This is a genomic window from Paracoccus sp. NFXS7, from assembly GCF_040148865.1.
GTDB classification, from domain to species: Bacteria; Pseudomonadota; Alphaproteobacteria; order Rhodobacterales; family Rhodobacteraceae; genus Paracoccus; species Paracoccus marcusii.
In genome coordinates this window covers 36,248-48,466 of the sequence record NZ_JAKEKV010000012.1, presented here as the reverse complement: position 1 = coordinate 48,466, position 12,219 = coordinate 36,248, and the positions used below count along the sequence as shown (strand labels likewise).

General features: G+C 58.6%; 9 protein-coding genes and 2 pseudogenes. 5 read left to right on the top strand and 6 right to left on the bottom strand.

Annotated elements, in window-relative coordinates; translation table 11 throughout:
- Positions 1–95: 95 nt before the first annotated feature.
- Together LZ686_RS16585 and LZ686_RS16580 are read right to left on the bottom strand one after the other, a co-directional pair.
- Complete coding sequence (locus tag LZ686_RS16585) at positions 96–2,984, bottom strand: type I secretion C-terminal target domain-containing protein (protein WP_349548487.1); 2,889 nt, start codon at positions 2,982–2,984, stop codon at positions 96–98.
- A gap of 265 nt (positions 2,985–3,249) precedes the next feature.
- Positions 3,250–4,449, bottom strand: coding sequence for a helix-turn-helix domain-containing protein (locus LZ686_RS16580; RefSeq protein WP_349548486.1), 1,200 nt, complete (start codon positions 4,447–4,449; stop codon positions 3,250–3,252).
- A gap of 286 nt (positions 4,450–4,735) precedes the next feature.
- Here LZ686_RS16580 and LZ686_RS16575 point away from each other — a divergent pair.
- A pseudogene (locus tag LZ686_RS16575) lies at positions 4,736–4,894 on the top strand (recombinase family protein); the annotation flags it as partial.
- Between the two features lie 251 nt (positions 4,895–5,145).
- On the opposite strand, the gene LZ686_RS16570 reads toward LZ686_RS16575, so the two are convergent.
- The 3 genes from LZ686_RS16570 to LZ686_RS16560 all read right to left on the bottom strand — a co-directional run bounded on the left by LZ686_RS16570 (position 5,146) and on the right by LZ686_RS16560 (position 6,253).
- The gene (locus LZ686_RS16570; protein ID WP_349548485.1) at positions 5,146–5,427 is read right to left on the bottom strand and encodes a type II toxin-antitoxin system RelE/ParE family toxin; all 282 of its coding nucleotides are present in this window, start codon (positions 5,425–5,427) and stop codon (positions 5,146–5,148) included.
- 44 nt (positions 5,428–5,471) lie between these two features.
- Entirely contained in the window at positions 5,472–5,747 is a 276-nt protein-coding gene (locus LZ686_RS16565; RefSeq protein WP_349548484.1) for a hypothetical protein, read from the bottom strand.
- 266 nt (positions 5,748–6,013) lie between these two features.
- Positions 6,014–6,253: a hypothetical protein gene (locus LZ686_RS16560; RefSeq protein ID WP_349548483.1), complete on the bottom strand. Its 240-nt coding sequence runs from the start codon at positions 6,251–6,253 to the stop codon at positions 6,014–6,016.
- Between the two features lie 283 nt (positions 6,254–6,536).
- Here LZ686_RS16560 and LZ686_RS16555 point away from each other — a divergent pair.
- The 3 genes and pseudogenes from LZ686_RS16555 to LZ686_RS16545 form a co-directional block, all read left to right on the top strand.
- Positions 6,537–7,106, top strand: a pseudogene (locus tag LZ686_RS16555) (recombinase family protein); the annotation flags it as partial.
- 394 nt (positions 7,107–7,500) lie between these two features.
- A complete protein-coding gene (locus LZ686_RS16550; RefSeq protein WP_349548482.1) occupies positions 7,501–8,172 on the top strand; it encodes an AAA family ATPase in 672 nt (223 codons plus the stop codon).
- Positions 8,169–8,504: a hypothetical protein gene (locus LZ686_RS16545; RefSeq protein WP_349548481.1), complete on the top strand. Its 336-nt coding sequence runs from the start codon at positions 8,169–8,171 to the stop codon at positions 8,502–8,504. The genes LZ686_RS16550 and LZ686_RS16545 overlap by 4 nt, the downstream gene beginning before the upstream one ends.
- A gap of 10 nt (positions 8,505–8,514) precedes the next feature.
- Here LZ686_RS16545 and LZ686_RS16540 read toward each other — a convergent pair whose 3' ends face one another.
- Complete coding sequence (locus LZ686_RS16540; RefSeq protein WP_349548480.1) at positions 8,515–9,321, bottom strand: replication initiation protein; 807 nt, start codon at positions 9,319–9,321, stop codon at positions 8,515–8,517.
- A gap of 983 nt (positions 9,322–10,304) precedes the next feature.
- Between LZ686_RS16540 and LZ686_RS16535 the strand changes: the two genes are divergently transcribed.
- The gene (locus LZ686_RS16535; protein ID WP_349548479.1) at positions 10,305–11,630 is read left to right on the top strand and encodes a serine hydrolase domain-containing protein; all 1,326 of its coding nucleotides are present in this window, start codon (positions 10,305–10,307) and stop codon (positions 11,628–11,630) included.
- Positions 11,631–12,219 lie beyond the last annotated feature (589 nt).

The following is a 12,219-nucleotide window of genomic DNA, read 5'->3' as shown; positions in this document are numbered from 1 at the left end:
TAGTAACTGACTTGGAACTATCATTTTAGGCGCTAGGCGCCATCTGCGGTTCTATAAGTGTTCCTCCGCGCCTTACGCGCGGAGGAGCATCACGCTTAGAGCAAGAAGTCATTCTCACCCAGGGTGATTTGTCGAGACAGCTCGATCGAGAAATCTGCCCTTCGATCACCATCCATATCGGCAAAGATCAGCGTTGTTCCGTTGGCTTGCTGGTAGCGCAACTCGCCTGCAGACCCCGAGAAGCCGTCAGTGCCCACGAACTCGAACGCCTGGTTGCCCGCCAGGCGAAGGTTCGCGTCGATCGCGGAAAGGTCGATCTTGTCTCCCTGGGCCCGATTGAAATCGGTGATGACATCCCGACCGGCAGGCCCTGCACCAGAGTCCAGCCGGTTCGTGAACACGAACTGATCTGCGCCCAGGCCTCCCGCTAACTGATCCTTGCCTGCGCCTCCGAGCAGCCTGTCATTGCCCAGGCCACCAAAGAGCGCATCGTTGCCGGCGCCACCCGCAAGCGTGTCATTGCCTGCGCCGCCCTCCAGCCGGTCGCCGCCGATGCCTCCGTCCAGGTAGTCATTCCCTGAGCCGCCAAACAGCCCGTCGGCATCCAGGCCCCCCAGAAGTCTGTCATTTCCATCACCGCCGAGAAGGGTATCGTTGCCTGCCCCACCGTCCAGGGTGTCAGCACCGAGGCCCCCGTCCACGAGGTCGTTCCCCGTGCCTCCGAACAGCCGGTCAGACCCGAACCCGCCCAGAAGCCTGTCGTTGCCGTCACCACCGAAGAGGCTGTCATTGCCGGCGTTTCCGATCAGGGTATCGGCGCCTTGTCCGCCATTGAGAACGTTGTTGCCGGCATTCCCGGTCATGCTGTTGGCGAGCCCGTTCCCGTTGCCGTTGAGGTGCGCATTCCCGTTCAGAACGAGGTTCTCCACATTGGCCGCAAGCGCGTAAGACACGGTCGTCCGTACCGTGTCCGTACCGCCTCCTGCGGCCTCCAGCACCCTGTCGCCAGTGTTGTCGACGATATAGATGTCGTTGCCGGCACCACCGGACATCGTGTCAGCGCCGGCTCCGCCATCGAGGATGTTGTTGCCAGCATTCCCGGTCATGCTGTTGGCCAGCCCGTTCCCGATGCCAGTCAGGTGTGCGCTGCCGCTCAGCATGAGGTTCTCGATGTTGGCGGCCAGAGTGTAAGAAACGCTCGTCCGTACTGTGTCCGTACCGCCGCCGGCAGTCTCGATCACCCTGTCACCGGTGTTATCGACGAGGTAGGTGTCGTTGCCGGCACCGCCGGCCATCGTGTCCGCCCCAGCCCCGCCATCGAGGATGTTATCGCCGACGTTGCCGGTCATGCTGTTGGCAAGCGCATTCCCGGTGCCGTTTGAATGTCCGATGCCGGTCAGGATCAGGTTCTCGACATTGGCTGACAGTGCATAGGACACAGCCGCTCGCACGGTGTCCGTACCTCCGCCAGCAGTCTCAATTACCCGATCGCCGGTATCATCGACGATGTAGGTGTCATTGCCCAACCCGCCTGCCATCGTGTCCGTGCTGGCTCCCCCATCAAGGACGTTGCTGCCAGCATTCCCTGTGATGCTGTTGGCGAGCCCGTTTCCGATGCCGTTAACGTTCGCGCTGCCCGTCAGGATCAGGTTCTCTACATTAGCGGCCAGTTGATGAGAGAACGAGGCGGACACGGTATCGCTGCCCTCGTCAGCCAGTTCGACCACCCGGTCACCAGGCGTCAGGTAATAGTGGTCGTTGCCGCGGCCGCCGGTCAGAACCTCTGCCGCTGATGTCCCATACAGGCTGTCGTTTCCGGTGCCGCCTGTGGTTCGGTTATCATCCAGAATGTTGATCTGGATGACCCTGAGTGTTCCTCCGTCGGCAAATGTCATGTTCCCGGAAAGGCGAACGGTGAGATAAGCATTTTCCGTGGGTTCGGCGAAGTCGTCCCTGATGGCTGAAACCGGGACAACGACCGAGCGCGTGGTGGGAGAGGTCGAGGCAACCGAGAGTGACCCACTCCCTGACGACGCTCCGATATCTGAGGCAGAGGCCGTTCCGCCCACTGCTGATACGGAATATTCATAGCTGACCCAGTGGCTGGTCATGCCGACAAATTGCAGAGGGACGCTCAGGGATTGACCTTCACGGATGGTGATCACGTCAGGAAGCTCGGCGACATACGTGACTGGTACAGGAGCTGAGGCTCCGATCAAAGCAAATGAAGTGTCGAACCCGAGGCTGCGCAGCTCGGTATTGGTATAGGTTCTGCTGTTGCCATAGACATCGGTCACCTCGACCCTGTCGATATCCACCGTGCCGGTCATGTTGGTGCTGGAGAACAGCAGTTCCTGGGACGATCGTCCGTCGGACCAATCGTCACTTCCATAGCCGTATAGGCCTGACAGACCGAATTCGTAGAACGTGGGATTGGCCCCGGTCCCGAAGCTGTAGCTCAAGTCGCGGTCAAACCAGATGACGACGTCACCAATCTCGTTCGCATCGGTTGCAGAGGCCGCAAACTCGGCCACTGCATTTCCGTTCCGCAGGTCGATCGTGTCCGGCAGAACAAGTTCCGTGAGGACCGGAGCCGTTGTATCCCGGTCGACGCTCCGCACGGTGATCGAGGTATCAACCCCAAGGTCCCGCAGCGCCTGGTCCGTGACAGTCGTCTGGTTACCCAGGTTATCCTCGACGACGACATGGGTGATGTTCAGCGGGCCGGCGATGTTATGGGGCAGCACCGTCGTCGTGTAATCGTGACTACCGTCCGTCCAGTCGTCACCGGAACCATGGATAATCTGGACGCTGAACGATCCCAGTGTCGTCGCCAAAGGACGATCGTAATAGATCGTTACCTGCCTCACCCCATCGGGATCCTGAGCGGAGGCCGCAAAAATCGCCTCTACCTGTCCGTTGCGCAGATCAAGAACCGAGGGAGCGTCGAGAGAAATGATACGGGATGAACCAGTTTCAGGCATGAAAAACTCCAACAAAAGACGAAGCGAAACACGGGCGCTCCAGCTGGAGCTCTTGGGCCATTTCAGGAATCGATCAAGAACTATCTTGCGCCGACTTTTCAGTTCAATTTGGTGCAGCCAAAATGACACAGCAGCCGGGAACGCCGACGGCAATGCATGCCCAACGTTCCGGTAAGAAGCGGATCTCGATGATACGAAGGTCAGTGCTGTTCATGAGATGAGCCTACTCAGCTCAACCGTGCGGGGGCGATGGCAACGACCCCTCCTACTCTGCCTTGGTTCTCAGGCCCCCCGCCCGCCGCACGACATCATCCAGGCCCGACATCGCGCTATCGAGATCCGCCATGATCCGGTCGAGCTGGCCGTCGTCACGTTCCTCCCGTAGCCGATCCAGTTGACCGCTAGGCTTTAGGTTTCCGCGTGGTCCTTCCCGGCCGGCGAACGCACCGCCACGAACGGCCCCTGCCCCTCCCGCATGGCCCATCCGCGAGGCCAGGGAGGGCAGCGCCCAGAACCGGGAGGTGCTGCGGGCGGTGAGGTTGCTGAGACAGCCGGCGTCGACGAGCTCGCCAATCAGGGACAGGGCCGTCCGGCGTGTCACACCCAGATGATCCATGACCATTGCCGAGCTGACGACCGGCTGTGCCTTCAGATGGGCGATCAGGTCGGGAAGGCGCGACCGCCCGTGTGCAGACGACATCATGGCCGAGAGACGCGTCAGCTTATGGCGCAGGGTCCCCAGATGACCGAGATCATGAGACAGGCCCCGCGTGGCGGCCTCCAGGAACGAGGCCAACCCGGTCACCGGCGACCAGACCCGAAAGCCGGTGCGGGTCAGCGACACGGATGGCGGCACGATCCACCCGGCCGCCGCCGGCATCAGCAGGCCCCCTGCCCTCTCGTCCAGCGCATCGCGGCCGACCCTTTTATCAGGAGACAGCCCCTTCAGATGACGTGCGGCACCCTCCACGGCCATGAAGACCAGCCGCTCGGCCACCGGGCTGCTGCGCCGGGAGCGGAAGGCATAGCTGGCCGCCGCGCGCCATCCCGCCAGGATCGGAACGTGTGACCAGGTGCGACCAGCCTCCACGACCAGGGGCAGTTCCGCATCCTCGAGACGATCACCCTCATCGCGTGTCTGATCGATGGGCGCGGCGGCCGCTTCGATCCGGCGCAGCGCCGCTATTGGCGCGCCAAACGGATCTCCGGGCCGGCGGATGACAGTCAGAAGCTTCAGGGCCATCTCGACCGCCCGGGCATCCTCTTCCATCGCCGTGCCGCTGGTGAGGCGAAGCACCATACCATGTGTCGAGATGCGATCGCCTTCGAGCCCGACTGACGCGGCAGCCTCCAGAAGGCTTGTCTCCATGCGCCACAGTCCGGCCAGGGCGGGGTCTGCCAGTAGGATGCCCTCCACCCTCGCTGCGTGGGTCTCGGCACTCAGAAGAAACGATCCGATATCCATCTGATAATCCATAACTATGACGCAGAGAGTTTATCATAATCGCGATATTCTTCAGTTGCCTAGTACTTTTCGAAATGCGTCGAAATAGTCGTCATCCTGCCACTCAGGCAGATGAAACCCCGAGGGCCTTGGAATACGGCCTAGAGAGCGCACGAAGGCGCAAAACTCCGTCCCCTGCTTGACGCAAAGGTTCTGGCAATCCGTACAGCTGCCGCAGATATTGGTGTTGCATACGTTTACAAACGGTCGTTTACTAACGCCTGCATGTTATGAAAGATGGCCCTCCATGCCGCTGATTGGCTATGCCCGCGTCTCTACAGATGATCAGACACTGCTGCCCCAGGCCCAGGCTCTAAGAGCCGCAGGTTGCTCAGTCATCCGCGAGGAGCATGGGTCCGGTGGCAATCGCGCCCGCCCCGTCCTGACGAGCGTCCTAGACGGTATTCGCCTTGTACTAACGCCCGATGATCGTGGACATGATGTCCTACTTGTCGGCACTGTCGTCCAGGATGTCAGCCATCCAGTCATCGGTGATTGTGACGCCGCGGGAGGTTTTTGACCTTGCTCTTCTCCTAGTGGATCCGCAGCTACATCCTTGATGTCGGGGTGTGCGAAAGAGTTGTAGAGCGCGATGTTGCCGCGGCGCGTGTCATCTTGGCTGGCCCCAGTAAAACGGAGCTTCTCGGCCCTCGTTCTCTATTCTTGCGCCCAGAAAACGGTTCGACCGTGCATCATCGTCGACCAATCCTTTCCACCAAACGCAACTATTGCGATTTGGACGGTCATTTTGGCAGTGTTCGGACGAAAGACGATTGAGATCATCTGGTCCTCTTTATTATGACGTACAATCCAGCCATCGCCTAAACGAGGCCCGGAATTGGGGTTCTGCTGAATTTTATGCAGCAGCAGATTTGCTTGCTGCAGCCGTTTTCGGCTTTTTGCCTTGCTCTGTGTTTTCTCAGCGACATAATTTGCCATGCCGAAAAGATCTTGAATAACCTGTGGGTGATACTCGAACTCCATTACTCAGGAATATCAAGACTGTTCAGGTATTCCATTGCTTCAGCCGTGATGTCATCTGCAGACCCGACCTTGACCCACTGATCAGCTGGAAGTGACAAACGCCGGGTGAGTTCGGCCTGGAGAATTGCGGACTCAGCCTCACGCACTCGCCGGGCGACTGCGAGCTCTCCGGACACCGCGGCGCTAACATTGGGATAATCACCCTGCTCAACGAGGCTGTGGGCAAATGCGAATGCTTGCTCAGTGAAACTAACAGTTTGCTTATGTACGCCCATTCAATCCTCCCAAACCGGTATTCCAACAGACTACCGTGCGCCGTGGTGCTCTGCAAATGAAAATGAAGCCATTTAGTTCCCTCTGTTCTTAAAGTAGGTCAGAATTCACAGATCAAGCGACGGAGCGTTTCGCCAAGCGCCTCCTGATCCATATTTTGACCCGCTGATAGTAGAGCGTCTTGATGCAGCTCTCTTAAGCGAAAACAATCAGCTCGAGCGTTCGCGGCTCGCGTCATCGGGTAGACCGCCCGATCAGCTACTGCCCCTCATTGATGTACTCTTAACGAAGCGCTGCATGGTTCAGCACGCCTTGCTGAAGATCTCGCGTAGACCGCCTTCTCCTCGTCCGACAGCACGGCGACGTTCCGCACGGACCCGCCGTCGAGCAGGATCTGGTTCCAGACCAGGTCAGTGTCCGCGTCCTTCGAAGCCGGGAGCTCTTTCAGGATGGGGTTTTTCCACGATAACTTGCCGAGCGCGCCGCCGATGGTGCGGTAGCTTAACATCAGGACCTCGATCTACGCGAAAAGCTAATTGAGGATGAACGGGCCTGAGATCTTAGGCGCAGGTGCTATCTAGGTCGCATGCCGAGATCATATCTCTTCAAGAGTTCCGGTTCCGCACACAGCCGGGCCAGCTTGTGGGTGGCATTCAGGGATTGGCTCTGGATCGTCACACTCATGTCGGCGTCATCGTTGCGCGCCTTTGAGTACCGAAGGCTAGACCTCTCCGCTGCAGCGTTGTGTGCAGGCCAAGGCGGCCCAGGCCAATGGCACGGTGACGCATGGCAAGACGGCGATCCGTGAGCGCACCAAAGCGGGACTGGCCAGCGCCCGTCTTGAAGGGCGTATCGGCGGAAATCCCGGTCTGCGTGCCCGAAACCCGGAGGCGCTTCGCAAGGTACGCCTGGCGCGGCATGATGGCTACATGGAACGCGTTGCCCAGACCGCAGGGGACTGGGTTCCCCATGTCCGCAGGCTGCGCCCACACATGGCGTGGGAGGATATCCTGCGGATCATCAATGCATCCCTGCCCCCGAACCGGCAATGGACACAGCCGCGGCTCCTGAGGGCTGTGCGGGCCTACGTTCGGGACAGCTTCCTGCCCGCGGAGGTCCTCGGGCGTGCCGCCCGGCGCGTTGGCGACGACCGTCTGCCGGCGATCGTGGCTGCGATAAAGGGGGCTGATCCCCAGATCACCCTCCAGGCCATCTGCGATCGCCTGGAGGCGATGCGTGAGCGCACCCCCCGCGGGCGGACAACGTGGCAGCCCTCGTCGGTCAAGATGCTGCTGGCACAGGCTGAGAAGCTGGGGATGCTGCCTCTACCAGCTCAGAACATACCTCCACGCGAAGTATGAGTTCTTCAGCTAGTTCCGCACGTGCTGTAGGCTTATATTGTGTGATTGCTGCAGCATTAGCCTGCTCGATTACACCCCCTGCCCCACTGGATCAAACTTGTCGACGCAGCCCGCCACTTAGGCGTTTCGATGACGTACGTTACAAATACATTACTTTTGGTAACAACCTACCAAGCAGGAAGATATCTTATAGCTACTGCATATCTATATAGTACCTATAAGATATCCATTTAGTATGTATGCAATTCTGCTAACATATCGTTATCTGATAGCTACTAGATATTTTTAGCTATCTGGCAGCTACTAGTTAATTGTGATAACTAGTAGCTACCAGATAGCGACTTGCAAGAATCACGCTGACGAGGTTCTTTGCTGAAAAAAGGTAGGATTAGACATGCCGACAATCAGCTTTGCGAACCCCAAAGGCGGAGCAGGGAAGACTACGACCGCTTTGCTGGCTGCAATCCAGTTGGCCGAGGCTGGGGCATTGGTCACCATCATCGATGCAGACCCGGAGCGCTGGATCTCGCAGTGGGGTAACCTGCCAGGCAAGCCTGAGACTGTGCGGATCATCAGTGACGTGACAGAGGACACGATTGTCGATGTGATTGAGCGGGAGGCTATGCAGGCCAATTTCGTCATCGTGGACTTGGAAGGGACCGCCTCGTTGATGGTGGCCAACGCGATCGGAATGTCAGACTTCGTGACTATCCCGCTCCAAGGTTCGAGCATGGATGCAAAAGGAGGGGCTAAGGTACTGAAATTGATTGCTTCACAGGCCAAAATGGCGCGCCGCACCATCCCTCATGCCGTAGTCCTGACCCGGACCAGTGCAGCGATCCGTTCCCGCAGCCTCAAAAACGTGGCCAGCGAACTGGAAGAGGCGGGGGTGCCAGTGTTCCAGACCGCCATCGTAGAGCGAGCAGCCTATCGCGACCTGTTTGACTTTGGCGGGACACTCAAGGCGCTCGACCCCTCTCAGACCAGCAACATCGACAAGGCGATCAACAACGCCAAGGAGTTCACAGGCGAGCTAGTGGCGAAGATCCGGGAGGCTGCACAATGACCGGCACGCGGGCGAAGATCGGTTTCGGTGACGCTCTGAGCGACTTGGGGGGCTTCGAGCCGACCAAACGCCAGAAACCTGCGCCAGAGCCTCAGGCGGCCGCTGAGGCGGGGTTTACACGTCGTGAGCCAACCCCAGCTGCAAAGGCACCTGAACCGCCTCAGAAGGCGCAGCGCCGGCGCAGGACAGGGCGCAACGCCCAGATCAACATCAAAGCCAAGCCTGAGACGCTGGAACAGTTCTATGCCGCGGTTGATGAGATGGGTATTGGGGTAGGGGAGGCTTTTGAAGTGGCCGTCGACCTACTACGGAAGAGGATAGCTGGTAGCTAACCGCTACCAATCAGCTTTCCAGAAGCAGCGAATGCTGGGTATGGCTTTCGGCGTAGACGGCCTTCATCTCGTCTACGGTCTTAACCCACCAGCGCAAGCGAACCTTGGTTACCTTCCTGCCGATGCGCTCGACCGGCTCTACATCGCAGGAAAAGGGTGCGAGCTTGATCACCTCTGCAATCGCGGGATCGATTGCCTTTTGCCGGAGGTTTCCAAAGCTTGGTAGCTTTCCCTCAGGAACACCTAAGAGATTGCGGAAGGCCTCAACGTCGAAGTCCTCGTGAAAGACGTGATGAAGCCGAACGCGCCGGGATAGGGCCTCATACAATGCCAAGCCGTACTTGGTCCCGAACGCCTGGAGCGCGGCAAGTTCCAGCTTTGCGAAGACAACGCTTTCGCGGAGGAGGGGGGCCAGGCGCTTGTCGAAGCTATAGGTCAGCATCCCATGGCGCCGCTCACTATCGACCATGTCGTTACCGCCCAGCAGCTGCACCCGTGTCGTGCGTCCGTCGAGGCCCCTGACGATGACCACCGTCTTCATCAGTGCCTCGATGCTATCGCTGATGCGCTCATTGCCCGCATGAGTGCCGCGAAGCTCAGATAGAGGAATGCTGAAGTCTCGGCCTTCATAGCCCATGTCCGGACCAAAGGCATTTGCGAGCAATCGATTGTAAAGGCGACGGGCGGCTAGGGATAATCCGGTGGCGCCCTGGATATCGATCAGCTCCGCAGGTTTGATCATCTCACCGCCAAGAGGCCGCATTTCGAGGGTGCGCCTTGGATTGTAACCTATTGGGTGATTTTCCGACTTCGTCATGCCTGCCTGCCCTGATTTTTAGGCTGATGATAGCCTTTTTGGGGAAACGGAGAACCCCTTACCGTAAAATCACCCCATAGGTTACGATAGGGCGGGGTAGGCTGATCGCCATATCACCCGGTTGGTTACGATAGATCACCCCGTTGGTTATCGACAATCACCCAATAGGTTTCCATAAATCACCCAAAAAGTTATTGCTATGCTGATTTATCCATTTATATCATGTATTTATACGTAAAGAAGAAGAAGAAAGAGAAGAAAAGAAGGTTGCTGAAATGGGAGACACCTTACATGTCCCCCAAACGCAAAGAGACCTCCTCTGGTTATGAGCTAAGAAACAGTAACGATAGAGTTTGGTGAGAAGGGTGGGAGGCTACGTACGGTCATCCAGCCAGCCGTAAGCCTTATGATCCAAGTTGTACGGCACCAGCGCCCGAACCTCATTGAGCGACGATGCCATTGAGTCTGATTGGCCATTCTCCAATGGCATGGTGATGACCATTACGCCCACTACCCGTGGCTGAAATGGATGCTCTGCTAGTCATCACGTGTAGCACGCCTGACAACCAGTCTATCCCAGAGGCTGAGCCTGTCGTGCATCGAGTGGTCAGCCATCACGGCATACGACGCGCGCATAGCATTCAAGTGACCGACTACAAAACAGTATCGATCGCCCTTCCACTCCCCTGCCAGTCAGCGCCTAAAACAACCGATATGGGCGCAACACAGCATCAAACTACTGCTGCAACTTCACGCACCATGTCCTCGAACTGTGCCCGCGACGGCCCAAAATGTCAGATGGCGATCAGCACCGATCTTCCGCTGTATGCATCCTTGTGACATCGCCCGCCAGGCTAATGCCTACGAACCTCCTCCTGATTGACCGTCTCAGCCGTCGCCGCTAGCCCGACCCAAGGCGCGGAGGAGGCGTCTGGCTGCGGCGCTCATCGCCGCGGCTACGCGCCGAACGGGGAGGAAATCGCATGAAGCTGATGATGTGCCTGGCTATCTGGAGTGCTGCTGCGTTCTCGGCTGCAGGAGCATGGGCACAAGCCCTTCCAACCGCCGCGCCGGATACGGTGGGCATGTCTTCCGAGCGCCTCGATCGCATCAGCACAGCGTTCGAGGTCGAAGTGGACCGCGGCGAACTGCCGGGTGCAGTGATCATGGTCGCCCGCGACGGACAGCTTGTATACACGGCAGCCGTCGGCGAACTCGCACCTGAGGCCGATACAGCAATGGTCGATGACGCGATCTTCCGGATCTACTCGATGACCAAACCGATGACGTCCGTCGCTGCCCTGATCCTCATGGAGGAAGGCAAGCTGCAGCTCTCCGATCCGGTGCACAAGTTCCTGCCCGAGTTCGAAGGGCTGGAGGTAAGTACCGGTGACGATGCGGAGCAGGGGGCCGAGCCCACCGACCGACCGATGACGGTTCAGGACCTGCTGCGCCATACGTCGGGCCTCGCCTACGGCGAACTGACCCAGAACGAGGCGGTCAAGGTTGCCTATGCCGAAGCGGGTGCCTTTAATCCCGATGGCATGGCCTTCGACGCACGGGGGGTCCCTGGTGACGAGCAGGTGGCGGGTCTCGGCCGCGCGCCCCTCGCGCGGCAGCCCGGAACCCAGTGGGAGTACAGCCTTTCAACGGACGTGCTGGGTCGGGTCGTCGAAAAGGTCTCTGGCCAGCGACTTGGCGATTTCCTTGAGGAACACGTCTTTGCCCCCCTCCAAATGGAGGACAGCGGCTTTCATGTCCCCGAGAACGCCGCAACGCGGCTTGCCGAACCCTTCACTACTGATCCGGGAAGCCAAGAGCCCTTGCCGATGATCGACGTGAGCCAGCCGCCCGCCAATGACTCCGGTGGTGCGGGGGCGGTCTCCTCAGCTGGCGACTACCTTCGCTTTGCACAGATGCTTGCAAACGACGGTGAACTGGACGGTGTGCGGATCCTAAGCCCCACCACGGTGCGCCTCATGGCCTCAGACCATCTTGGCGAGATCGATCCGGGTGCAGGTCCGGGCCAGCTTCTGATGGGATCGCCCGGCTACACGTTCGGCCTTGGCGTCATGGTGCGCGAAGACGACGGCATCGCCAGCGTCCCCGGCGCGCAAGGTCAGTTCATGTGGGCAGGCTACGGCGGGACCTATTTCTGGGTCGACCCGAAATACGATCTCGTCGCCGTGTTCATGTCCCAACGCGCGGGCCCCAGCAGGGCATACTATCGCCGTCACGTGATGCAGCTTGTCTACCAGGCGATCACGGAGGAAGCGCCAAGTGAAAGCCAGGAGGCCGCCCTTCAATAAGCGGCGGTGATTGTTCAGCCCTTTTAGCACGGCACAGAAGGCTCGGTGGGTTGGGGTTCACCAAAAGCTCCGATCGTCGTTGGCGCCTTATCTTGGATCGGCGACAAAAACCCGCACCTGTGCCAGTTGCAGGAGGAGACACTGCAGCGGGTTGTTATTGGTGAGCAGCATACGGGCTCTGCCCGAACATGTGTGTGGCTTACCGAGGTCGATTGTAGTGCGCGTGGCCGTTAAATTCTATAATACGGTCTTTCATTTGATCCTCCAGCGGATACAAGGTTGGGTTCAGATGCAGGCCAGTAGGTCTTCGAGGTCATAGTAATCGAAGTCCGGGTCGATGGAGTCATACATGGGTGCTCACTTCGCGAACTGTGTTTTCAGTCGCAATTACATGGGGTTAGGACCCGGTTCAGCTTCTGCTGCAGGTCACGGACGGGCCCGAGGGGGCCATGTGGGGCGGGGGGAGACGCAGAAAGTAGTCAGTAAGAATGCGTCAATTTCTTTTACTAAGAATTATTAACTTCAAGAACTTCAAATCCCTTAATGAACAACTTATTTTTTTCTCTACTGACTACTTCTAGAGAAGAAG